Annotated in this window: 25 protein-coding genes; 18 read left to right on the top strand and 7 right to left on the bottom strand. The window is 63.8% G+C overall.

The features are described 5' to 3' along the window. Nucleotides 1-95: 95 nt before the first annotated feature. The 3 genes from NZ849_RS02565 to NZ849_RS02555 all read right to left on the bottom strand — a co-directional run bounded on the left by NZ849_RS02565 (nucleotide 96) and on the right by NZ849_RS02555 (nucleotide 3,537). Nucleotides 96-917, bottom strand: a complete 822-nt coding sequence (locus tag NZ849_RS02565) for a carbohydrate ABC transporter permease (RefSeq protein WP_295403710.1) — start codon at nucleotides 915-917, stop codon at nucleotides 96-98. A 255-nt stretch (nucleotides 918-1,172) separates the two neighbouring features. Next, nucleotides 1,173-2,405, bottom strand: a complete 1,233-nt coding sequence (locus NZ849_RS02560; protein ID WP_295403708.1) for an extracellular solute-binding protein — start codon at nucleotides 2,403-2,405, stop codon at nucleotides 1,173-1,175. 106 nt (nucleotides 2,406-2,511) lie between these two features. Next, on the bottom strand, nucleotides 2,512-3,537 hold the full coding sequence (locus tag NZ849_RS02555; RefSeq protein WP_295403704.1) for a LacI family DNA-binding transcriptional regulator: 1,026 nt from the start codon (nucleotides 3,535-3,537) through the stop codon (nucleotides 2,512-2,514). A gap of 98 nt (nucleotides 3,538-3,635) precedes the next feature. On the opposite strand from NZ849_RS02555, the gene NZ849_RS02550 reads away from it, so the two are divergent. The 14 genes from NZ849_RS02550 to NZ849_RS02485 all read left to right on the top strand — a co-directional run bounded on the left by NZ849_RS02550 (nucleotide 3,636) and on the right by NZ849_RS02485 (nucleotide 16,594). Next, on the top strand, nucleotides 3,636-4,460 hold the full coding sequence (locus NZ849_RS02550; protein ID WP_295403701.1) for a hypothetical protein: 825 nt from the start codon (nucleotides 3,636-3,638) through the stop codon (nucleotides 4,458-4,460). Nucleotides 4,461-4,576: 116 nt separating this feature from the next. Continuing rightward, nucleotides 4,577-6,283 (top strand): ABC transporter ATP-binding protein, encoded by a 1,707-nt coding sequence (locus NZ849_RS02545; protein WP_295403698.1) that lies wholly within the window; start codon nucleotides 4,577-4,579, stop codon nucleotides 6,281-6,283. A gap of 5 nt (nucleotides 6,284-6,288) precedes the next feature. Further along, nucleotides 6,289-8,115 (top strand): ABC transporter ATP-binding protein, encoded by a 1,827-nt coding sequence (locus NZ849_RS02540; RefSeq protein WP_295403695.1) that lies wholly within the window; start codon nucleotides 6,289-6,291, stop codon nucleotides 8,113-8,115. Between the two features lie 42 nt (nucleotides 8,116-8,157). Further along, a complete protein-coding gene (locus tag NZ849_RS02535; RefSeq protein WP_295403692.1) occupies nucleotides 8,158-8,823 on the top strand; it encodes a heme exporter protein CcmB in 666 nt (221 codons plus the stop codon). A gap of 159 nt (nucleotides 8,824-8,982) precedes the next feature. Continuing rightward, nucleotides 8,983-9,675, top strand: a complete 693-nt coding sequence (gene ccsA, locus NZ849_RS02530) for a cytochrome c biogenesis protein CcsA (RefSeq protein WP_295403690.1) — start codon at nucleotides 8,983-8,985, stop codon at nucleotides 9,673-9,675. 1 nt (nucleotide 9,676) lies between these two features. Beyond that, nucleotides 9,677-9,805 (top strand): hypothetical protein, encoded by a 129-nt coding sequence (locus NZ849_RS02525; protein ID WP_295403688.1) that lies wholly within the window; start codon nucleotides 9,677-9,679, stop codon nucleotides 9,803-9,805. Then, nucleotides 9,802-10,233, top strand: a complete 432-nt coding sequence (gene ccmE / locus NZ849_RS02520) for a cytochrome c maturation protein CcmE (RefSeq protein ID WP_295403685.1) — start codon at nucleotides 9,802-9,804, stop codon at nucleotides 10,231-10,233. The genes NZ849_RS02525 and ccmE overlap by 4 nt, the downstream gene beginning before the upstream one ends. After that, nucleotides 10,230-12,221, top strand: a complete 1,992-nt coding sequence (locus tag NZ849_RS02515; protein WP_295403683.1) for a cytochrome c-type biogenesis CcmF C-terminal domain-containing protein — start codon at nucleotides 10,230-10,232, stop codon at nucleotides 12,219-12,221. The genes ccmE and NZ849_RS02515 overlap by 4 nt, the downstream gene beginning before the upstream one ends. A gap of 2 nt (nucleotides 12,222-12,223) precedes the next feature. After that, nucleotides 12,224-12,748: a redoxin domain-containing protein gene (locus NZ849_RS02510; RefSeq protein WP_295403681.1), complete on the top strand. Its 525-nt coding sequence runs from the start codon at nucleotides 12,224-12,226 to the stop codon at nucleotides 12,746-12,748. Nucleotides 12,749-12,753: 5 nt separating this feature from the next. After that, nucleotides 12,754-13,209 (top strand): cytochrome c-type biogenesis protein, encoded by a 456-nt coding sequence (locus NZ849_RS02505; protein WP_295403713.1) that lies wholly within the window; start codon nucleotides 12,754-12,756, stop codon nucleotides 13,207-13,209. Continuing rightward, nucleotides 13,206-14,195, top strand: coding sequence for a c-type cytochrome (locus NZ849_RS02500; protein ID WP_295403679.1), 990 nt, complete (start codon nucleotides 13,206-13,208; stop codon nucleotides 14,193-14,195). Before NZ849_RS02505 ends, NZ849_RS02500 begins: the two co-directional genes overlap by 4 nt. Beyond that, on the top strand, nucleotides 14,192-14,767 hold the full coding sequence (locus NZ849_RS02495; protein WP_295403677.1) for a ubiquinol-cytochrome c reductase iron-sulfur subunit: 576 nt from the start codon (nucleotides 14,192-14,194) through the stop codon (nucleotides 14,765-14,767). Before NZ849_RS02500 ends, NZ849_RS02495 begins: the two co-directional genes overlap by 4 nt. Nucleotides 14,768-15,036: 269 nt before the next feature. Then, on the top strand, nucleotides 15,037-15,684 hold the full coding sequence (locus tag NZ849_RS02490) for a monothiol bacilliredoxin BrxC family protein (protein ID WP_295403674.1): 648 nt from the start codon (nucleotides 15,037-15,039) through the stop codon (nucleotides 15,682-15,684). 19 nt (nucleotides 15,685-15,703) lie between these two features. Next, nucleotides 15,704-16,594, top strand: a complete 891-nt coding sequence (locus NZ849_RS02485; protein WP_295403671.1) for a histone deacetylase — start codon at nucleotides 15,704-15,706, stop codon at nucleotides 16,592-16,594. Nucleotides 16,595-16,604: 10 nt separating this feature from the next. On the opposite strand, the gene NZ849_RS02480 is transcribed toward NZ849_RS02485, so the two are convergent. Both NZ849_RS02480 and NZ849_RS02475 read right to left on the bottom strand, forming a co-directional pair. Next, complete coding sequence (locus tag NZ849_RS02480; protein ID WP_295403668.1) at nucleotides 16,605-17,477, bottom strand: universal stress protein; 873 nt, start codon at nucleotides 17,475-17,477, stop codon at nucleotides 16,605-16,607. An 8-nt stretch (nucleotides 17,478-17,485) separates the two neighbouring features. Further along, nucleotides 17,486-18,613 (bottom strand): VLRF1 family aeRF1-type release factor, encoded by a 1,128-nt coding sequence (locus tag NZ849_RS02475; RefSeq protein ID WP_295403665.1) that lies wholly within the window; start codon nucleotides 18,611-18,613, stop codon nucleotides 17,486-17,488. 89 nt (nucleotides 18,614-18,702) lie between these two features. Between NZ849_RS02475 and NZ849_RS02470 the strand changes: the two genes are divergently transcribed. The 4 genes from NZ849_RS02470 to NZ849_RS02455 are packed head-to-tail and all read left to right on the top strand — an operon-like array spanning nucleotide 18,703 to nucleotide 21,360. Beyond that, complete coding sequence (locus tag NZ849_RS02470; protein WP_295403662.1) at nucleotides 18,703-19,455, top strand: Nif3-like dinuclear metal center hexameric protein; 753 nt, start codon at nucleotides 18,703-18,705, stop codon at nucleotides 19,453-19,455. Further along, a complete protein-coding gene (tmk, locus tag NZ849_RS02465; RefSeq protein ID WP_295403660.1) occupies nucleotides 19,455-20,081 on the top strand; it encodes a dTMP kinase in 627 nt (208 codons plus the stop codon). Before NZ849_RS02470 ends, tmk begins: the two co-directional genes overlap by 1 nt. A 35-nt stretch (nucleotides 20,082-20,116) precedes the next feature. Then, nucleotides 20,117-20,869 (top strand): glutaminyl-peptide cyclotransferase, encoded by a 753-nt coding sequence (locus NZ849_RS02460; RefSeq protein WP_295403657.1) that lies wholly within the window; start codon nucleotides 20,117-20,119, stop codon nucleotides 20,867-20,869. Then, on the top strand, nucleotides 20,866-21,360 hold the full coding sequence (locus tag NZ849_RS02455; protein ID WP_295403654.1) for a DUF192 domain-containing protein: 495 nt from the start codon (nucleotides 20,866-20,868) through the stop codon (nucleotides 21,358-21,360). Before NZ849_RS02460 ends, NZ849_RS02455 begins: the two co-directional genes overlap by 4 nt. A 54-nt stretch (nucleotides 21,361-21,414) precedes the next feature. On the opposite strand, the gene NZ849_RS02450 is transcribed toward NZ849_RS02455, so the two are convergent. Both NZ849_RS02450 and NZ849_RS02445 read right to left on the bottom strand, forming a co-directional pair. Beyond that, entirely contained in the window at nucleotides 21,415-22,371 is a 957-nt protein-coding gene (locus tag NZ849_RS02450; RefSeq protein WP_295403651.1) for an SPFH domain-containing protein, read from the bottom strand. Between the two features lie 92 nt (nucleotides 22,372-22,463). Beyond that, a complete protein-coding gene (locus NZ849_RS02445; protein ID WP_295403648.1) occupies nucleotides 22,464-22,691 on the bottom strand; it encodes an FmdB family transcriptional regulator in 228 nt (75 codons plus the stop codon). Nucleotides 22,692-22,766 lie beyond the last annotated feature (75 nt).

Below are 22,766 nucleotides of genomic sequence, written 5' to 3'. Positions count from 1 at the left end.
GCGCCACCGCCAGCACTCCTCCTATAGCCAAAAGGGCATACCCCCCCAGGCGCAGCAGCCACCTTCCCAAAGAGGGCTTTCCTTGCTTTGACATTTCAGTCACCCCCTCGAGCCGCACGGCCGAAAACCAGGTGGTTGAGGTAGGTGAGGATGCCGATGAAAACGAAGAGAATCCAGGCAATGGAAGCTGCGGTCCCCATCTCGAGCCACTCAAAGGCGGTGCGGTACATGTACATGGTCACGGTCTGGCCGCCGGGCGTGGCAGCACTGGCCCCACCGTTCAGAAGCACAAAGGGCTGCTCAAATAGCTGCATGTTGCCAATAATGGTGAGGCTCACTGCGAAAAACATCATGGGGCGCAAAAGGGGCAGGGTGATGTAGCGAAACTGTTGCCAACGGCCAGCTCCGTCCACCTCAGCGGCCTCATAGAGGTCTTTGGGAATGGCCTGAATAGCCGAGAGGTAGAGCAGGATATTCCAACCGGTAAATTGCCAGACCACCACCACCGCCAGCGCATACTTGATGTTGGCGCTGGTGAACCAGTTGATGTTCTGGTCGGGCAACAGCACCCCCAAAAGCGGCCAGGTGTTGAGATGAGCGATGGTCAGGTTGATCACTCCATTGTGGGTGGCAAAAAGGGTGTTGAAGATAAGCGCGATAGCTACCGAAGAGGTGATGTAGGGTAGAAAGTAGACCGCGGTAACAAAGGTCTTAAAGCGGCTCAGCACCATGTGAATTACGAAAGCCATTGGGATGGCGATGAGGTGCTGCGGGACTCCTGAGAACACCCCTAGCCAAACCGTATTCCATACGGAGCGCCAGAACATGGGGTCTGTGAGGGTGAAAGCGTAGTTCTCAAAGCCCACAAACTTCCAGCGGCCCCAGCCGTCGCTGGGCGTCCAGGTCTGAAAGGACATGTACAGCGAAAAAAGGGAGGGGTACAGGCCAAATATCAGAAATAGAATGAAAAATGGGCTGATGAAGATATAAGGTGCATAGCGCCGCTGAAATCTGCTCCAGCGCATAGCCCAGCGGGAAGGCTCAGGAAGAAGGCCGACTTTGCTAAGGCTCTCTTGCACACTTCCTCCTTATCGTTGACCCCAGAATTTCTGTTCTGTGTTTAGACAGAGCCACAGAAAGGGGAGAAGGAATTACCCTTCTCCCCTCTCCTGCTAGCGCATTCGGCGCTCAATGAGCCGCTTAGCCTCAGCCAAGGCAGAGGGGATATCCTTCCCCTCATCCAGCACCTGCGAAAGCGCAGCGGTGATAATTTCGTAGGCGATACGGTCGTATTTGTTGGCCTTGAGGGGCTTGACACGGCGAGCCGCATCGCGCCAGAGTAGCCGGGCTTGCTGGCCGCCCAGGAATTCTATGGGCTCAGAAAAAGAGGGATCGTTCTGAGCCGCAAGCAATGCAGGAAAGGCACCAATAGCCTTGAATGCGGCAATCTGGGCCTCCTCGGTGGTGGTTACGTACTTGATGAACTCCCAGGCCAAGGTCTTGTTCCTCGAAGCGGTGGGGATGCCGTAGAAGCTACCACCCCAGGAGGCGTACATCCCCTCGGGAAGCTGTTGCACCCTCCACAGGCCTTTGGTCTCGGGAGCCATCCAGTTTTGTAGATGGCCCTGCAGCCAGGCCCCAGAGAACTGGGTGGCTACGGTACCCTTCTTGAAAGCGTCGTACCACTCGTTGGTCCAAGCCCCGATGCGAGCATCCAACCCTGCGACGCGGATATTCCGGGCCAGTTCGAAAGCCCGTACGAAGCGGGGGCTATCCACCACTACGTTTCCTTTCTCATCGAAGTAAGGGCTGTTGTTGGCGGGGGTGGTGGCGAAGATGTTAATCCAGGCCACGTCAGCAGCATCTGCAATAAGGAAAGCACCGGTGGTGCTCTTGATTCTACGCCCTGCTGCAATATAGCCGGGCCAGGTCAACATGTTCCTAGGGTCTACCCCAGCTTTTTGTAGGATGTCGAGCCGATAGAAAAAGGTACCGGGGCCGATGTCGGTGGGCATAGCAATGAACCGACCATCGGCTGATGTGGCCTGGGCAATGGTGTAGGGGGTGAAAAGCCGCTTATATTGGCCAGCGTTGTAAGGAGCTTTGTTTAGGTCCTCAAAGCCTTGACCCTCGGCAAAACGCCCCACAAAACCAACCTCAATGGCCGCCACATCAGGCAGGCCCTGCCCAGTGGCTAGAGCAGTGGTAAGGGCGTTGTGGTGGTCGGCGTACTGCTGGATGACCAGCTTTACCTCGACATTCGGGAACTTCTTGTTGAAAAGGGTAATCTGGGCCTTTAGAGCGTCGTCCAGGTTGGGGAAAACCGCCACCGTGAGGGTGGTTTTCTGGGCCAACCCCAGACCAAAGAACGCCAGCAGGGCCAACAAGGTAAGGATTCGTTTCACAAAACCTCCTTTTGGAGCTTCCCGCTCCCTGGATTGCCTTGAGCCTTTTTGAAAGCGCTTTCAAAGAAATTTTCTGCTCCGTTTCACCTCCTTACCAAGCCGAAAACTAGTCGGGGTGTACCCAGCGCACCCCAGAAGATCGCAACAGGGCGGTAGACTCGCGTATCACCAAGCGGGCCGCAAGAGGTTTGGGGTTATACTCGCCTCCCTCGAGCAACGCCAAGACCAGCCGGGCTGCCTCCCAGCCCATCTCCAGGCCAGGCTGGCGCACCGTGGTCAGGGGTGGAGTGAAGTAGCTGGAGCTGGGCAGGTCGTCAAAACCCACTAAGGAAACGTCGTGGGGTACCCGGATGCCCCGGCGATACAGGGCCACGTTGGCCCCGTAGGCCATCTGGTCGTTGGCAGCGAAAATGGCGGTAAACAAGGCTCCTCGGGTCAAAAGGGCCTCCACTGCCAAAAGGCCGGAGGGCTCGAGGTAGTCCCCCTCTACCACCAAGGCTGGGTCAAAGGGGAGGCCTGCCTCCTCCAAGGCTCGTTTGTAGCCGCGCAGACGCTCAACGGCATCAAGGTGGGACTGAGGGCCTGCAATATGGGCAATCCGGCGGTGTCCTAGCTCAATCAGGTGCCGGGTACCCTCGTAAGCCCCCTGGAGGTTGTCGATACTCAAGCAGCACAGGCCCGGGATATCCCGCCCCACCACCACCACCGGCATGCTCTGGGCCAGCTCAAGGAGCCTCTCCGCCGGTACGCTTCCGTCCATAACGATCAGGCCATCCACCTGCCGCCCTACCAGCACCTTGAGGGCAGCTTCCTCCTGGTCGGCCCGCCAGTGCCCACTGGCAAAGATTGGGTGGTAGGGGGTGCCTTCCAAAGCCTGCTCCACCCCCTTGAGCATTTCACCGTAGTAAGGGCTGCTAATCTCCTGGGTGACCACCCCGACGGTGAGGGAGCGCCCCTGGGCCAACCCTTTGGCCATTAGGTTAGGCCGGTAACCCAGCCGTTCTATGGCCCTGAGCACCGCCTCACGCTTACGGGCATCCACCCGGGCCGTACCGTTGATCACCCGAGAAACGGTACTCGGAGAAACCCCTGCCTCGCGGGCCACGTCGCTCAAGGTTACATTCTCGCGCAACTAAACCTCCAAACTCACGGGGTTTTTTGAAAAAAGTAAAACAGATTTTGAAAGCGCTGTCAAGAACCTTTCACCCAACCTTTAGGTAAGATGTTCAGGTGCGGGTTGGCATTTTGCAAAGCTGGCTGGGGGACCGTTACCTCCCCTTTTGGGAGGCCTACCTGCGGGCCTTGGAGGTTGAGGTGGTTCGGCCCCAGGGCCTGGAGGGGGAGCTTCCCCTACCCCTGCCGATCCGGCGAGTGGTGCAGGAGGCGCTCGAGCTGAAGGGGCAAGGGGTGGATTACCTCCTGCTTCCCGACGCCCAGCTCGGGGTAGAAGCCAAAAGGGGTAGCCCCTCCTTGTGGATGGTGGATTTGGAGGCCGCCCTGGCCCAGTTCGTACCGGGCCTGCCCCCGGTCCTGGAGGTGCCTGCCGAGCTCTCCCCCGAGCTGGCCGGCCTGGCCGCTCAGGTGGGGCAGACCCTGAGCAAGAACCCCATGCTGGCCCGGCGGGCTTTGGAGCGCACCAAGCGCCTGCTGGAGCCCTCCTACAAACCGCCACAGCCGCTCGGGGAGGGGGTGGGAATCGTGGCCCAGCCGATGCTCCTGCAGGGGGAGTGGCTCGAGGGGCTTCGGTCGGCCCTGGGACAGAAGGGTCTGCGGCTGCTCCGGGCAGACAAACCCCCGGCTGAGCTGAGGCAGGAGGGGGCTCATCTGGAGCTGGGCCTGGAGTTGCCCACCGACCTGGAGGCGGCTGGAATGCACCGCTACCTCTCCCGCCTAGGGCGGGTGCGGTCGTTGCTCTACGTGCACGACCCCGAGTACCTTCCCTTGCCCACCCCGCTGCGCAAGCTGCTGCGGCGTCACCCTCCCCCCAAGCCCTGGCAGGTGGTGGGGCTCGAGGACGACTGGAGCAAGGTAGCCTCGGGGCTCGTTCCCGATTAGGGAAAAGCTCACGCTCGTCCGGCGGAGGGGAGAATAGAGTGGTGCGGATGCAGGCAGGCCTTGAAGTTCCAATTGGGAGAACTGACCAGTCAGTTTTTAGCCCCCTGCGGGCCCTCATGCCCTACCTCCGCCGCTACGGCCCCCAGTACCTGTGGGGCATGCTGGCCGGAATTGCCGCCGTGGGAACCTCGGCGCTATCCCCCTACTTTCTGCGGCACGCCGTCGACGCCATCCGTGCAGGGGAGGCCTACCTCCCCTGGGCCGGGGCCATTCTGGCGGCGGCCCTGGCCTCTGCCCTTTTTGGCTGGGCTAATCGGCAGCTCCTTGTGGTCGCCAGCCGCTACATCGAGCACGACCTGCGGATGGACCTGTTCCGTAAAGCCCTTTCCCTGGACGCCTACTTCTACAGCCAAAATCGCATTGGCGACCTGATGAACAAGTTCACCACCGACCTAGGCGCAGTGCGGGAGATGCTGGGAGCCGGAATCAACATGGGCAGCCGGCTCCTGATGTTCGTCGTCTTCGCTCTCTTCTCGATGTACCTGGTCAACGTACCCCTAGCGCTGCTGCTCAGCCTGGTCTTCCCCTTGATTTTTGGCGTGATGTACCATGTGCTGCGCCTTATTGACCACCGCTACCGGGAAAGCCAGGAATCGTTTGACCGCATCTCCACCAAGGCCCAGGAGAACTTCTCCGGGATTCGGGTAGTAAAGGGCTTCGCCCTGGAGGAACGCGAACTCGCCGAATTCCAGGCCCTAAACAAGGACTACATCGCCAAAAGCCTAGCCTTGGCCCGAGTAGAAGGGCCGGTGCGGGCCCTGATGGGCCTTCTGATGGGTTTCGCCTTTCTCATCGTCCTGTGGGTCGGAGGAGGGATGGTGATCCGGAATGAGATGACGGTGGGCCAGTTTGTGCAGTTCAACGCCTACCTGATGATGATGGGCTGGCCCATCATAGGCCTGGGCTATACCCTCACCATCTTCCAGCGGGGCTCCACCAGCTACCGGCGGCTGGAAGCGTTTTGGCTCGAGCCAGCCCGCATTGCAGACCCCAAACCCAGCGGTGAGGAAGGCCTGGTCCTCTCGGGAGAAGTTCGGTTTGAAAACGTGAGCCTGGAGCTGGGGGGGCGCAAGGTGCTGGATGGCATCACCCTAACCATCCCCGAGGGCACCACCCTGGGCATCACCGGGCGTACTGGAAGTGGGAAAAGCCTTCTGGTAAGCCTGATCCCGCGCCTCCTCGACCCCACCGAGGGCCGGGTCTGGGTGGGGGGGCACGACGTCCGCACCCTGCCCCTGCACACCCTGCGCTCGGCTATCGGAATGGTTCCACAGGAACCCTTTCTCTTCTCCGATACCCTTTTGGAAAACATATGCTTTGGACTACCCAGCCCCGACCCCTCCCAGGCTGAATGGGCGGCCCGGCTGGCTGGGGTCCACGAGGACATCGAGAGCTTTCCCAAGGGCTACCAGACCTCGCTGGGCGAGCGGGGGGTAACCCTCTCGGGGGGCCAACGGCAGCGGGTGGCCCTGGCTCGAGCCCTGGCCCGCAGACCCAAGATCCTCATCTTAGACGACGCCATGAGCGCCGTGGATACCGAGACTGAGTCGCGCATTCTCCAAGGGCTTAGGAGCGTGCTGGGCCAGCAGACCACCCTGCTCATCGCCCATCGCACCTCAACCCTGCAACACGCCGACTGGATTGTGGTGCTAGAGGGCGGTCGCATCGTAGAGGAGGGCACCCATGAGATGCTCCTCTCCCAGGGGGGGCTGTACGCCGAACTGGACCGCATCCAACGCCTTCAGGAGGAGGTAGGGGAGTAAGCCCTATGCACGAAGAGGAAGCCTTCAAGAAGAGCTTTGACGCCCGGCTGGCCCGACGCATCCTGGGGTACGTACGCCCCTACTGGAAACAGGTGGGGCTGGCCCTTCTGGCCCTGGTGGTGAGCACCCTCACCGCAGCCTCCACGCCCCTTTTCCTCAAGTACGCCATTGACCACGCCATCGTGCCCAAGGAAGCGCTACCCCTGGCGGAGCGCTACGAGGTGCTTCTGCTCCTAGCGGCGGTTTTCCTAGCGGTGCGGGCGGTGGACTTCATCGCCAACTACGCCCAGACCTACCTGATCAGCTGGGTCGGCCAGCACATCCTTTACGACCTTCGCTCGGAGATTTTCGCCAAGCTACAGAGGCTGCACCTGGGCTACTTCGACCGCAATCCGGTAGGCCGGCTGATGACCCGGGTTACCTCCGACGTGGACGCCATCAACCAGTTCATCACCGGCGGGCTGGTGGGCCTCATTGCCGACTTCGCCCTGGTGATAGGTCTGATGAGCTTCATGCTGGCCCTGGACTGGCGGCTTGCGCTGGTCACCTTCACCATCATCCCGGTCTTTGTCGGGGTCACCACCTGGATCCGCAACGGCATGCGGGAGGCCTACCGCACCATGCGGCTCCGCCTCTCCCGGCTTAACGCCTCCCTCCAGGAAAACCTTGCTGGCGTACAGACCACCCAACTTTTCAGCCGGGAAGGGAAAAACGAGGCCCAGTTCAACCTCCTCTCCACCGAGCTTCGCAAAGCCTGGGTGGAGATTATCAAGTGGTTTGCCCTCTTCTTCCCGCTGGTAGGCCTGATGGGCGAGGTCACCGTGGCCTTGGTGGTGTGGTATGGGGGCGGCCAGGTGGTCCAGCAAGCCATTACCCTGGGGCTCCTGGTGGCCTTCACCGACTACGTTCGCCAGCTCTTCCAGCCCCTGCAGGACCTCTCCGATAAGTTCAACATCTTCCAAGCCGCCATGGCCTCTGCAGAGCGAATCTTCAGCCTGCTGGACACTGAGGAAGAGGTGCAAGACAGGCCCAAGGCCCTCCCAGTGCGGCGTTTCCGGGGGCAGATTGACTTCGAAGACGTGTGGTTCGCCTACGGCAAGCGGGAGAAAAAAGACCCCGACTCCCCCAGCGAATGGGACTGGGTGCTGCGGGGGGTGAGTTTCCGGGTGCGGCCCGGTGAAAAGGTAGCCTTGGTAGGGGCTACTGGGGCGGGCAAATCAAGCGTGATCAGCCTCATCGCCCGCTTCTACGACGTGCAGAAGGGGGCGGTCAAGATCGACGGGGTGGACGTGCGGGACTACGCCCAGCGCGATCTGCGCCGCGCCATCGGCATGGTGCAGCAAGACCCCTTCCTCTTCAGTGGAACTATAGAGTCCAACCTGCGCTTGGGGGATGAGCAGATCGGCCTGGAACGCATTCGGGAGGTCTGCGCCTTCGTGGGGGCTGATGAGTTCATCGCCCGGCTGCCGCAAGGCTACCAAACCCTGCTGCACGAGCGAGGCGGGGGTCTTTCCACTGGGCAGAAGCAACTCCTAGCGCTGGCCCGGGCCCTCCTGCACAACCCAGACATACTGCTTATCCTGGACGAGGCCACTGCCAACGTGGACGCCGAGACCGAGCAGAAGATCCAGGCCGCCCTGGAAAGGGTGATGCAGGGGCGCACCTCCATCGTAATCGCCCACCGCCTCTCCACCATCCGGCACGTGGACCGTATCCTCGTCTTCCGCAAGGGACGGCTGGTGGAGGAGGGCAGCCACGAAGAACTGGTGCGCAAAGGGGGGTACTACGCCAAGCTCCACGAGCTGCAGTACGCCCACGGGAGCGGAGACTAACCCCTCCTTCCCTTTTGGGGGCAGAACCGCTAGCCTTTCCCTGTGGGGCGAATTCTCTGGCTGGCCTGGCGGGATTTGACCCTCGAGCTCCGCGGCCGCACCGGCCTGCTTTCGGCGGTGTTCTTTCTTGCGGTGATGCTCCTCATCCTGGCCATGGCCTTTGGTCCAGCCCCTCAGGACCTACGCAAAGCAGCCCCAGGTGCCCTTTGGGTGGCTCTGGCCTTTGCTGGAAGCCTCCTGGCTGGCCGGGCCTTCGGCCTGGAAGTGGAGGATGGTACCCTGGACGACCTCCTGCTCACCCCGGGAGGCCGTGAGTGGATCTACTTCGGCAAGCTCCTCTTCCAGCTCACCCTGCTGACGCTGGTGGGCCTGGTGCTGCTGCTCCTTGCTGGGGGGCTTTTCTACCTTCCGCTTCAGCAGGCCGGTTGGCTCCTGGCGGTTCTGCTGCTGGGGGCCTTAGGCTACGCGGCCGTCTCTACCTTCTATGCCGGGATGCTGGCCCGGCTGCGCGGCCGGGAAGTGCTCCTACCGCTGCTCCTATTCCCCTTGGTTGTCCCGGTGGTGCTGGCCGCGGTCCGCTTTACCCAAGGCTTGGCTGAGGGACTCCCGGTAACCGAGCTTCTAGACTGGCTGCGGCTGCTCATGGTTTTTGACGCCATCTACGTGGCGGCCTGCGCGATGCTCTTTCCCCTTATCCTGGAGGGTTAGAACCCTAAGCTATAGCTGACATAACCCAAAGTGCACGGGGCCCGGCGCCACGGCTACCCCAAGGGGGTAAGCTGGGAGGGAACCGCCCGCGGGGCCATGGTTGTAATCTGATTTACGGCGCCCCGGCCCCACAGGGCCAAAATTCTAAAGAGAGGTGTTATGCAGCTTGCGCGTTCCAACCCTAAAAGCCGCCTGGATGGCCTAACCTGGCTCGTCCTGAGCCTAGGGGTTCTGGGAGCGGTGGTGGGGTTTTTCATGGCCATGTCCTCCCCACCGGATCAGAACCAGGGCTTTGTGGCCCGCATCTTCCACATGCACGTGCCCACCGCTTGGATGGCCTACCTGGCCAGCTTTGGGGCCCTCTTCTACTCCGTGGCCTACCTAGTGCGCCGGCAGGCCCACTTTGACCGGGTGGCCGCGGCAGCAGTGGAGGTAGGCCTCATCTTCATGGCCCTGGCCCTCCTCACTGGCATGCTCTGGGCCAGGCCCACCTGGGGGGTGTACTGGGACTGGGAACCCCGCCTCACCACCACCGCCATCCTCTTTGCCATCTATGTGGGCTACATGGTCGTACGTGGGGCCATTGAAGACCCCGAGCTAAGGGCCAAAGCAGCTGCAGGGGTAGCTATTCTGGGGGCCATCAACGTACCCATAAGCTACATGTCGGTCAAGTGGTGGCGCAGCCTGCACCAGACCCAGTCCATAGACCTGACCACCGGGAAAATCATGGTAGACTCGGCAATCTTGATACCCATGTTGGTCAACCTGGCCGCCTTTACCCTGCTGTACGTCGGGATGGTGCGGCTCAGAGGCATCATTGCGGCCCGCGAGGCGGCCCAGGAGGAAGCCTAGGATGGACAACCCCCTGTGGAATCCGGCCAACCCCTTTGTGGTCTGGACCTACACCGCGGTGTACGTAGCGGTGTTCGGCTACCTGGGCTACCTCCTGTGGCGCTACCAGAGAAAGCGAGGACAAGGATGAAGCCCAAATACCTCCTCGGCCTTTTGGTGGTGGGAGCCGCCCTGGCGTACCTGATCTTCGGTGGCCTGGGGCAGAACCTGGTCTACTTCATCACCCCAAGCGAGTACTTCCAGCAGGCCGAGCGGTACCAAAACCGTCCGGTGCGGCTCGGGGGACTGGTCAAAGCCGGTTCCCTTGACTACAACCCCAAGACCCTCGAGCTCCGCTTTGTGGTTACCGACGGGGTCAAGGAGATTCCGGTGCGCTCCAGCGGGGCCACCCCCCCGGCCCTTTTCGGCGAGAACCGAGGGGTGGTGGTGGAAGGCCGCTTCCAAGATGGCGTCTTCGTCAGCCAAAACCTCCTGGTCAAGCACTCCGAGAGCTACCAAGCGCCCAAGGAGGGCTGGACGCCCGAGCAGGTGCGCAAGCTGATTGAGGAGGCCGAATGACCCCAGGGCTTTTGGGTGGGATTGCCCTGGCAGGGGCCCTTGTCCTCTCCCTCCTGGGCCTAGCCCTGGCGGTTCTGGCCCACACCTTGCGGGACGGGCGCTACCTCGAGGCTGCTCGCCGCACCTCGCTGCTGAGCCTGGTGGCCGCAGCCACCAGCTTTGGGGCCCTGGAATGGGCCATCCTGACCGATGACTTCAGCGTTGCCTATGTGGCCAACCACAGCGCCTCGGTAAACCCGCTTTGGGTCAAGCTCGTCACCCCCTGGGCGGCCCTCGAGGGCTCCATCCTGCTTTGGGCCCTGCTGCAAACCCTCTACACCTGGCTGGTGAGCCTGCGGGTCGGGCGCAGCCTCGATTTCTGGCGGGCCCCCAGCGCCCTGGCCACCCTCTTCCTGGTCCAGGTCTTCTTCTTCGCGGTGATGGTCTTTGTGGCCCACCCCTTTGACAGGGTACCCAACCCCCCCGCCGAGGGCCTGGGCACCAACCCCCTGCTGCAAAACCACTGGATGATGGCCGTGCACCCGGTCTTGATGTACCTGGGGTTCGTGGGGCTTTCGGTGCCCTTTGCCTATGCGGTGGCGGCCATGCTGGCCCGGCGCTACCAGAGCTGGATCCACGAAACCCGCTGGTGGACCCTGGTGGCCTGGGGCTTCCTCACCGCGGCCATCTTCACCGGAAAGTGGTGGAGCTACGAGATTCTCGGATGGGGGGGTTACTGGGCCTGGGACCCGGTGGAGAACGCCTCCCTCATCCCTTGGCTTTTGGCTACGGCCTTTCTCCACACCGCCCAGGTGCAGGAGCGCAAAGGCCTCTTCAAGGGCTGGAATTTTGCCTTTATCACCCTGGCCTTTGCTGCCACCGTCTTCGGCACCTTCCTAACCCGCTCCGGCGTCATCCAGTCGGTGCACGCCTTTGCCAGCGGGCCGGTAGGGGCCTGGTTCCTGGCCTTCCTGCTGGGGGTGCTGGCCCTGGGGCTGGGACTTTTAGCGAGGGTTTTTGGGGACATCCGGGAGGCCGGCGAGGTGCGTTGGAAAAGCCGGGAGGGGGCCCTGCTGGCCGGCGCGCTGTTTTTCGGTACCTTCGCCTTTGTGGTGGTGGTGGGAACCCTGTGGCCTCTGGTGGTAGAGCTGCTGAGCGGGGCCAAGGTCTCGGTAGGGGCCCCCTTCTTCAACCAGGTCTCCGCCCCCTTGGGCGTTTTTATGCTCCTTCTGATGGGCATTGGGCCGTTGCTTCCCTGGCGGCAGGCTCGAGAGGAGGTGCTCAAGAACCTGGCCGCCATGCTCACCGCGCTGGGGGTGGGTATGCTCATCGGGCTGGGGCTAGGGCTAAGCTTGGGCGTCTCCCTAGCCATTGGGCTTTTCGCCTACAACCTCACCGCCGTCGTGCTGATGGTGGCCCAGGGGGTGAAGGAGCGCAGCCGGGCCCTAGGCATTCCCCCCAGCCAGGCCCTGCTGGACCTCGCCGCCAGCCACCGCCGGCGCTTTGGCTCCCACATCGTGCACCTTGGGGTGGCCCTGGCCGCACTCAGCATCGCCTTCAGCCAAACCTACCGCTACACCGAGCAGAAAACCCTACAGATAGGCGAGGTCTGGCAGACCCGCGGCCTGGAGGTTCGCCTGCTTGGCCTCACCGCCCGCGAGGAGGCCAACCGCTTCGCCGCCCTGGCGCCCATTCAGGTGCGGGCCACCAGCCGGGACGGCTGGGGAGCCGACGGGCGCTATGAAACCCGGCTCAACTTCTACCCCCAGATGAGCTCCCCCCTGGCCACCCCAGTGGTCCGCTACACCCTTTACAACGACTACTACTTCGTGCTGATGCAGTTCGACCAGGAGAGGGGGCAGTGGGCCACGCTCAAAATTATCGTCACCCCCATGGTCCTCTGGCTCTGGGTGGCCGGGGCCCTCATCGTGCTGGGCACGGTGTACATCCTCTGGCCCAGTGGGGCTCGGCTGCCCAACCGCCAGGCGGTACCCTCTGCGAGCGATTAGGTATGCTTAGGTTCTGGCCGGTATGGGTCCTCCTGTTGGGGGGGCTCCTCTTTTGGGGCCTGCAGCGGCCCGACCCCGAGGTCTTAGGGTCGGTACGGGTAGGCAGGCCAGCCCCCACCTTCAGCCTTCCGGTGCTGGCGCCCTACCGGGACCGCTTCGGGCCAGAGCTGGGCGTGGGAGAAACCCTAGAGAAGCCGGTTTTCCTCAACATCTGGGCAAGCTGGTGTATTCCCTGCCGGACGGAAGCCCCCCTGTTGGAAAGCTTCTACCGCCGCTACCAGGACCAGGTGTTGGTGCTGGGGGTGAACGTGCAGGACCGCGAGGAAGAGGCGCTGAAGTTTATCGCGCAGTATGGCCTCAGCTTTCCCAGCGTTTACGACGCTCGAGGCCGCATCGGCATTGAGTACGGCTACACCGGGGTTCCCGAGACCTTCATCATCTCAAAAGAGCGGAAGGTACTGGCCCGGCACATCGGGGAGCTGAGCGAAAGCAAGCTGCAAGAGTACCTACAGCAGGTGAGGCCATGAAAAGGATGCGCGGTTGGCTTTTGGGTTTGGTGCTATCCCCTCTCCTCGGGGCCCTAGCCCAGCCCGTTCCCAACACCCCGCCCCCCGACTTCCCACCCCAGGTCTTTGAGATTGCCCGCGAGCTGCGCTGTCCGGTCTGCCAGGGGGAGTCGGCAGCTGAGTCCAATGCGGGGATTGCCCTAGAGATGCGGCGTATCATTGCTGAGCAGCTCGAGCAGGGCAAGAGCCCAGCCGAGATCAAGCAGTTCTTCGTGGAACGCTATGGCGACTGGATCCTCTTCGAGCCGCCCGCCCGCGGCCTCACGCTTTGGGTCTGGCTCTCCCCCCTTTTGGGCCTGCTGCTCCTGGGGTACGGCCTGTGGCGGCACCAAGCCCGGGCAAAGGCCCTAGCCCAGGCGCAGGCCGAGGGGGTTTCCGAGGAGGAGATCGCCCGCCTTGAGGCTGAACTGGACCGACGATGACCCTTGCCTACCTCATCCTAGCCCTTTTGCTGATTCTGGCCCTGGTCTACGCCCTGTTGCCTTTCCGGGGCCGGCCCCTTCCCTTCCCGGCCAACCCGCGGCCCGAGGAGCTGAGGGCCGAGCTGGAGGTGCTTCGGACGCAGGCCAAGGAAGCCCAGGGGGAGGAGCGCAAGCGACTCCTGGCACAGATGGTGCGGCTCGAGCGGCAGCTCGGCGAGCTGGGCCAGGAAAACCCTGCCCCCCGCCGACCCAACCCCCTGGTCCTGGGGGGGGCTGTTGGGGGACTCCTCCTGCTTGGGATGGGCCTTTGGGCCTACACCGTACCCCGGCTGCCTGGGGAGACCCTGGTAACCAACCGCAGCGAGGCCCAGATTCTGGGGCGGCTTCAGCGCCAAGCCGAGGCCAGCGGCCAGGCCGCCGACTGGCTGGCCTTTGCCAACAAGGCCTACGAGCTACAGGACTTTGAGCGGGCCTTGCGGGGCTATCTGCGGGTTGTGGAGAAAGAACCCCGCAACCCGGTGGCGGTGCGGCGCCTCGGAATCCTCCTCTTCATGAGCGGCCGGCCCGCTGAGGGAGCCCAAGCCCTACAGCTTGCGGTCCAGGCCGATCCCCACGAGCCCGAAGGCTGGCTCTTCCTGGGCAACGCCTACTTCCAGATGGGCCGTTATGCCGAGGCTATCTCGGCCTGGGAAGGTTACCTCAAGGCAGGAGGGGAGGCCAGGGAGCGGGTGGAGAACCTCATAGAAACCGCCAAAAGCCAGCTCGGCGCCGGCTCCACAGGGCAGCAGGTCTACCTGAGCCGCTGCGCGGCCTGCCACGGCGCCGAGGCCCAGGGGGGCCTGGGCCCGCGGCTGAAGGGCAACCCCGTCCTACGGGTACCTGAGGCAGTGCGGGAGGTGGTGCAGAAGGGCCGGGGCCAGATGCCCGCCATCCCCCTCAGCGAGGCGGAGATGACCGCACTCTTGCAGTATCTCTCCGGGTTATGAAGCCTCCCAAAAAGCCCCGCCTGGACCGCCGCGACCTGCTGTGGATTATCCCCAGCATGGTCACAGGAGGCTTCTTCGGCTGGCTGGCCTGGCGCACCTACGTAATCCACTTCACCAAAGCGGGGGTACAGGAGCCAGCTTGGCGGGCGGGACCCCGGCTCCAGGTGGCCGCCCTGGAGGAGCTGCGCTCAGTCTGGGGGTTCAAGTACTTTGACTACCTCTACGCCGAAAGCCCTCTCAAGGCCGTGCTCATCCGGCTCCCTCAGCCGGTGCTGGGCGGCCTAACCGTGGGCGAGCGCCACTTCCTGGCCCTTTCCCGCATCTGCACCCACCAGGGCTGCACGGTCAACTTCGTAGACAACCCAGAGCTGGGCGCCATCGCCTACAACTACCGCACCGACCACCCCTTCCTGGGCTGCCCGTGTCACTTTGGGGCCTACGAACCCCTTCAGGCCGGCAGGGCTGTCTATGGCCCACCTCGCTTCCCTCTACCCCGGCTGCGGCTGGAGGAGGAGGGGGGTGTGCTCTACGCAACCGGCCTCGAGGTGCCCTTCCGGCCCCTCGAGCGCTAGGTCGCCCTCGGACGGCACCCCCCGCCCAGCCCCCGGCCGCACAACCAATGCCCAGCGTAACCGCCGGTCAGGCGCCAAAGCCGGTTGGGCCTCCCCTCCCTGCTGAAGTGTTTTCGCCCACAAGGGCCGGGACCCCCAGTTCGTCTGAACTCCCCCAGGGCCTCTTATGGCCGGAGGAAACCTGGCCTGCCCAGGCCAAAAACCAAGCCGGCCGCGCGTAGTGTCCCGGCCAACGTTTGACAGCCGCTACGGGGAATAAACTCGGGGCCATGAGGGAGCGGATGTACCCCCTAACTACCCCCGAGGAAGCCGATGCCTTCGTTGACGGGCACCCCATTGCCGCCGTTTTTAAGGCCGGCACCTGTCACAAGACCATGCAGGGCTGGGGCCACGTGGAAAGGGTGCTGCGCGAGCGGCCCTCCATTCCGGTGGGAATCATCCGGGTGGTGGAGCACCGCCCGGCCTCCAACCGGGTGGCTGAGCGAAGCGGTATCGTCCACCACTCGCCGCAAATCATCCTCTTCCGACACGGACAAGCCCTCTTTGAGCTCAACAACTGGGACATCACCTCGGAAAACCTAGAGGCCCTCTTCGCCGAGCACCTGGCCGACGTGCCCAAGGTGCCCCCTCAGGCCTCCCACAGGAGCAACCTCGAGCCTTACAAACGGCTCCTGGACGCCTACTTGGCCGGGGCCATCAGTGAGCCGCAGTTCGCCTGGACCTACCTCAACATGTTCCGCGAGGACGCCTCGCTGCGCTCACAGGAGGAGTTTGAGCTGCTGAACTCCCTATTTGGCAACCCCGACGAGCACCATATCCACCCCATGGCCATCCTCCAACACGAGCAGCAAAACCCCCAGGCCACCCCCCTGTACGAGCGGGCCCGGGCCCTCAGAGAGAAACTGGAAGCAATCTAGCTAGGGCCCCTTCCCGGCCATGCGGCCTGCCTACACCACGGCCCACTGCGAGCTCGAGCTACCCGAGTACCACCCCTTCCCCAAATACAAGTACCGCGGCGTAGCCGATGCGCTGAAGAGCCTCCTGGAGGTGCGACCCGCCCCTCCCATCCCCTGGGACATCCTGGCCCTGGCCCACGAGAAGGCCTACCTACAAAAGCTCCGCCAGGAAGGGCTGAGCCGCGCCGAGGCCCACAAGGTGGGGCTGCCCTGGAGCCAGAGCCTGCTGGCTCGAGCCCTCCACGCCGCGGGGGGCACCCTGGCCGCAACCCTTGACGCGGTGGAGAGCGGGCTGGGCCTGAACCTGGCTGGGGGAACCCACCATGCCTTCCCCGACCGCGCCGAGGGCTACAGCCTTTTCAACGATGTGGCGGTGGCGGTGGCCTACCTTCGGAGGCAGGGTTTTAGGGGACGGATCCTGGTGGTGGATCTGGACGCCCACCAAGGCAACGGCACGGCGGCCTTCTTCCGGGACGACCCCAGCGTTTTCACCCTCTCGGTGCACGCCGAGCGCAACTACCCCTTGAAAAAGGAGCCCGGCGACCTGGATGTGAGCCTGGCCGACAGCACCGGCGATGCGGACTACCTCGCGGCCCTGGCCCCCGCCCTGGAGACAGCCTTTTCCTGGCAGCCCGAGCTGGTGTTCTACAACGCCGGCGTAGACGTGCTCGCCGGCGACCGCTTCGGCCGCCTGGGGCTCAGTCTGGAGGGGCTTGCGGCCCGCGACCGGGAGGTCTTCTCCTGGGTCAGAAAGGCCCAGACCCCCTTGGTGGTGGTCATGGGGGGCGGTTACAACCGCGACCCCCAACTGACCGTGGCAGCCCACGCCCAGACCTACCGACTGGCCCTGAAGGCGTTGGGCCATCGGTAGGGGACCAGGCTTAGCCAGAGCCGCCCCTCCCCAAGCCCGAGCGGACCAGCAGCAGCGGGACCGGGGCATGGTGGGCCACCCCCTCAGCTACGCTGCCCAAGAGCAGCCGCTCCAGACCGCTGCGCCCATGGGTGCCCATCACAATCAGGCCGACCCCCTCCTCCCGGGCGACCTCCACAATCACCTCCGACGCCCGCTGCCCCCGGGCTTTGCGCAAAAGGGTCTGCACCCGCGGGGCCTGAGCCTGCTCCTTTGCGGCCTCCAGGATGGCCTGTCCCTCGGCCTCCAGGGCCCTTCGGACCTCCTCCCAGCTGAACACCGGGAGGCCCCGGGCGGCCCAGGGCTCGCCCACCGGGGTGGGCAGAGGGGGCACCACGTGCAAAACCAGCAGCTCAGCCCCCAGGGCTCGCGCAAGCTCATCGGCCAGCTCAAAAGCCGGGCGCCCGACCTGGCTGCCGTCCACCGGAGCCAAAATCCGCTCCGGAAGGCCTAACCCTTCGCCGTCCCGAACCAGCAAAACCGGCACCTGGGCCAGTCGGCTCACCCGTTCAGCCACGCTCCCGAGGAGCATCCTCTGCAACCCTTCCCGGCCGTGGGTGCCCATGGCGATGAGGTCACACCCACCCTTTTGGGCCATACGGACGATGCCCTCTGCTGTATCCTCAGCCTTGACGGGCTCAGCAGCATGCTGAACCCCCATCTTCTGGCCCATGGCCGCCCAGGGCTCCAAAAGCCTTCGGGCCGGGTCCAAACCCTCTTCAAAGCGGTACACATGGACAAAAAACACCCCAGCCCCAATCGCCTTGGCCAGGTCCAGGGCGAACCTACCGGCCCGCTCACTACACGTAGATTCGTCCACCGCAACCAGGATTCTTCTGAACATCGCACGCCTCACCAGCGAGGAAGGCCAGCTAGGCCTCCCAGCTTCTCCAGTCGCTCCTCAGCCGGACCCCGCACAAACTCCAAACGGGTACCGTAGGCCGCGGCCAGCTCGGGGAGAATCCGCCTAAGCGCCACCTCCCGAACGGGCTCCCCGTGGGCTCGAGCCGACTCCAGGCAGCTGGAAACCCAGCCATCGGTGGCCTGGTAGGCAGAGCCCTCCAGCCTCCAGGGGAGCACCAAAAGGTACAGCCGCCCTTGCTGGAGGAACTCCAGGGTCTGCTCGAGCCCCGCCACCCCCCGTTCGGCTACCTCGTCCAGCAAGCGGGCCTCTCGCTCGTGCTCAATCGGCCCCAGCACCTCCTCCACCAGCTTCAGCACCTCGCTGGCCTGGGCTTGAGCATTGGGGAGCGAGGGCAAAACCGCCACCACCTGCTCGCGCAGCCGCCGTGGCAACATCTCCTTGAAGACGGAAACCTCAGCCCTCTGCCCTATCAGAACGAGCCGCTGTAGGTTCCGCTCGAGGCTGAGCTGCTCGAGCTGCTCGGCGACCGCTTTGTAGAACCGATGCGTCCAGGCCTCCATGCGGCGAGCAAAACGGTCGGTGTCGGCAGCAGCCCGGTGGGCTCGCCCTGGGCCGTAGCGCCGCCCCGGGCTATCCTGGGTCAGCCTCCTCCAGACCTGAGGGTCTACCGCCCGAAAAGCTCCGGTAAGCTCTTCAATCTCGCCCAGGTAGACCTCAAACACCCGCAGCCTCTCGCTGTCCAAGAACACCACCCCCACCCGGTCGTACTCATCAAGCAGGTAAAGGAGTGGGGTCAAGTAGGGCTCGCCCCAGTGGGCCTCCACCCCCTCAAAAAGCGGCAGCTCCACCTGCAGGTCGTAGCACTCCAGCTCCTCAGGGGTGGCGAAAACCACCCGACATCTAGCCTGGGGAACGTCCTGCAGGGCATCCAGCACCCTGCGGACAACCCCTGGAGGCGTGCCGACCGCCTCCATGGCCTCGCGGGCCCGCAAAAGGTAGGCTCGGTTGCGGTTGTTCGGATGGGCGGGGTTGACGTCCAGGTACAAGGAGAGCAGCGGGGCAGCTTTGGGGAGTAGGTGCTCGCGAATGCGCCGGACGTGTGCTTGAGTAAGCATAGCAGGCCCTCCTGCCCAGCACAGACAATATCATGCTGCACATTGGCACGGCCATTTGTCCCGCCAAGGGGTTTGGGTAGACTTGGGACATGCGGCGCGACGAGCTGGTTCGCTGGCTGAACGAGTACCTGCAGGTCTCCGCCTTCAAGGACCCCTCGCAAAACGGGCTGCAGGTGGAGGGCGAGGCCGAGGTGCGAAGGGTAGGGGTAGCGGTGGACAGCGCCCTGGCGGTCTTTGAAAGGGCCCGGGCAGAGGGGGTCAACTTCCTGATCGTCCACCACGGCCTATTCTGGGGCCAGCCTCTAGCGGTCGTGGGCCCGCACAAAAGGCGTCTGCAGGCACTGTTCGCTGGGGGCATCAGCCTCTATGCAGCCCACCTGCCCCTAGACGCCCACCCTGAGGTGGGCAACAATGCGGTCATCGCCCGGCAGCTGGGGCTCACCGAGCTCGAGCCGCTTCCCCACCCCAAGTACGGCAATATAGGCGTTGTGGGGCGGCTACCGGAGCCTAGGGGCCTTTCCGAGGTGGAGGAGCTGCTGGGCGAGCTGACCGGAATGCAGCCCCTGGTGCACACTGGAGGGGGCCGGCAGGTGGAGCGGGTGGGCATCGTATCGGGCGGCGGAGCTGGCGATGTGGCCTTGGCAAAGTCCTTGGGCTGTGACCTCTACATCACCGGGGAGCCTTCCCACGCTCACTACCATCAGCCCTTCGAGCTGGGCATCAACGTCATCTACATCGGCCACTACGAGAGCGAGACCTTTGGGGTAAAAGCCCTAGCGGAGCGGCTCGAGACCGAGTTCGGCCTGCCTTGGGTTTTCCTGGACCACCCAACGGGGCTCTGATGGAGGGGCTCTTCATCACATTTGAAGGGCCCGAAGGGGCTGGGAAGTCCACCCAGGCCCGGTTGCTGGCCGAGTGGTACCGGACGAAAGGCCGCGAGGTGGTCCTGACCCGGGAGCCCGGCGGCACCGAGCTGGGTCTGGCCCTGCGCCGGATAGTTCTGAGCCACCCGATGCGCCCCGAGACCGAGTTTCTGCTCTACAGCGCGGACCGAGCCGAACACGTCGCCACCGTTATCCGGCCTGCTCTGAAGCGGGGGGCGGTGGTGCTATGCGACCGCTGGCTGGACTCCTCCCTGGCCTACCAGGGCTACGGCCGAGGGCTTTCGTTGGAGTGGATGCGGGCAGTTTCCCAGGAATTTCTGGGCGACCTCAGGCCCCACCTAACCTTCCTGCTCACCCTACCCCCCAGGCTTGGGCTGTGGCGGGCCCGACACCGGCGGCGCTCCCAGGAGCCGGACCGCTTTGAGGAGGAGGAGCTGGCCTTTCACGAACGCGTCCTAGCAGGCTTTCACAAGCTAGCCGAGGCCGAGCCAAAGCGCTTCGTGGTGGTGGACGTCCAGCAGCCCCGGGCCGAGGTAGTGCAGCAGCGCCTGAGGGAGGTGCTCCAGGCAAGGGGCTGGGCCTGAGGGGTGTCCTCATCTTCGTAGGGTAAGGTATTGGGGTGGCAAGGGCCTTTGCTTTGCTGCTGTTTTTGGGTTTGGGGCTGGCCCAAACCACCCCCGTGTGGGGCTTTAGGGTAGTGAACACCTACCCCCACGACCCGGCGGCCTTCACCCAGGGCCTGGTCTACCACCAAGGGGTTTTGTACGAGGGCACCGGGCTATACGGCCAGTCCAGCCTGCGCAGGGTAGAACTCAAAACCGGCCGGGTGCTGCAAAGCCACCGCCTGGGCGCTGAATACTTTGGCGAGGGTGTTACGCTGTTCCAAAACCGCCTCTACCAACTTACCTGGCGCAACCGGGTGGGCTTCATCTACGACCTGAGCCTGAGGCCCATCGGGCGCTTCAGCTACGACACCGAGGGCTGGGGCCTGACCCACGACGGACGCTCGCTCATCATGTCCGATGGCTCGGCCCGGCTCTACTTTCTGAACCCCCGCACCCTGCGCCCCGAGCGCACCCTCATCGTGCGGGCAGACGGGGTACCGGTGGAGCGGCTCAACGAGCTGGAGTACATCCAAGGCCGCATCTGGGCCAACGTCTGGTTGACCACCCGCATCGCCATCATCCATCCCCAAAGTGGGGTGGTGGAGGCTTGGCTCGAGCTAGGCCCCCTGGCCCTGCTGGCCCAGGCCCGCAACCCCAACCCCGACGCTGTTCTGAACGGGATTGCCTACGATGAGCAAAACCGCCGCATCTACGTGACCGGAAAGCTGTGGCCCTACCTCTTTGAAATTGAGCCCCTCCGAAAATGAAAGCCCTTGGACAGCTTCGCGGCTACAGCGCCCTGCTGGTGGCCCTGGCGGTCGGCCTGGCGACCGCTGGGTACTTCCTGGCCGGACAGCTGGCCCCACCCCGCCCTGCCCAGACCATGCCCGAGCGGATAGCCCTTGTGGAAACGCCCCAAGGTCTCCTGGAACTCCCGGTCTACGCCCCCCTCAACAGGGCCCAAGGCCTCCTGGCGCGAAGCCGCCTGAGGGAAGGAAGGGGCATCTGGTACAGCTTCCCCGAACCCCGCGACGATGGCTGGAGCAACCTGGGGCTAAAAGAAGCAGCCTCCGCAGCCTTTCTGGACGCCCAAGGGCAGGTGCTCACCATCCTAGACCTACCCCCCTGCGACCAGGACTGCCGTATCTACTACCCCAGGCGGGTCTACCGGCAGGTGCTGGAAGTGCCCCAGGGCTGGTTTGCCCGAAACCAGGTGGGTCCGGGCCAGATCGTGCGCACCAAACCCACAGCCCCCTAGCCGGACCCAAAAGCCAGGCCCACGGTGCCCAAGCACCTTCCCGACCGCGGGAAGCTAGCGGCCTGGCTGGGTCTGGACAGGCTGAAGGCTCCTCAGGTCCAGAAGGAAGTTGCCCTCGCTGGGAATCATGATGGTCTGGATGTTGGGGGCCAGCTTCTCGGCCACCGTAAGCTGGACTACCTGAGGGCTTTGGCGCAGGGCCTCCCCCCTGAGGCGGATGGCCTGGGCCTCCCCCTCCGCCCGCAGGATGGCCGCATCGCGTTCTCCCTTGGCCTGGACCACCAACCGCTGGGCGGCAATTTCGGCCTGCTGGCGGCGGTTGATCTCCACCTGTACCTGCTGTTCGGCGGTCTGCTTCTCCTCAATCACTTTAGCCACCGAAGGGGGGATGTCTATGCGGCGCAAAAGCACCGAAACCAGCTCAATGTGCTGGCTCCCCAGGTCCTCGCGCAACTCCTTGGTCACCGCAGCCTCGAGCTGGGTTCTCTGCGTGCTGATAAGCTCGGCGGCGTTGAAAAGCCCCACTGCATCCCGCACCTTGCTGCGAATCTGGGGAACGATGAGGGTCTCCAAGTAGCCCGGACCCAGGTTGCGGTGAAGCTGGGGTGCCTCGTCCCGCTTGATGCGGTACTGGACGGTGATATCCACACCTATTTCCAGCCCCTCCTTGCTGCGGGCGGTGATGGCGTCCTCCCCGGGCGTGCTGGTGCCGGAAGGGGCAGGGCCTTTGGCCAGGGTTACCTCCTTGAGCCTCGCGTCGTAGAGAACCACACTCTGGATACCCGGAATCACCACGCGGATGCCCTCGCCCAGGGGAACCGGCTGCACCCCCCCAAAGACGTTGAAGACCACCCCCACATGCCCCGCAGGCACCACCACAAAGCTCTGCGAGAGAACCGCCAGGGCCAGCCCCAACAGGAGGAGCGGCCCGCCCAAAGCCCTCCTAGCTCCCCCCTGAGCGAGCAAAGCTATTCCCAAAACCGCCAGCGCCAAGCCCAAAAGCAAAACCATAGCCCTACCCCTTTCCAGCTGCGCTTGCAGCTCCACCCAAGGTACAAAAAAACACCCCCGCTGGCGGCGGGGCAGAGGCTGTGGGCCTGATGCTAGTCGGCGGCAGCGCCTTCGCTTTCGCCTTTCTTGCCGTTCTTGGCCTCGGCCTTGGAGTCCTTGATGTACCAGCCTGAACCCTTGAAGACCACCGCCGGGGCAAAGATCACCCGCTTGATGGGCGCCCCGGTCTCAGGATGATGGGTGTAGGCCGGCTCATGAAAGCTCTGCTCGAACTCGTAGCGCTCACCGGTCTCCAGATTCTCGTAAACATAGATGGGCATGGCTGACTCCTCTGGACAAAGACTCGGGGTCAACCCCCTTCGTCAGGCATTTTGACAAATGACTAGCCCGACTGT

The sequence above is a fragment of the Meiothermus sp. genome, assembly GCF_025060375.1.
In the GTDB taxonomy this organism is placed as follows: Bacteria; Deinococcota; Deinococci; order Deinococcales; family Thermaceae; genus Meiothermus.
Note: the sequence above shows the minus strand (reverse complement) of the source record. Positions and strands in the feature narration are given on the sequence as shown.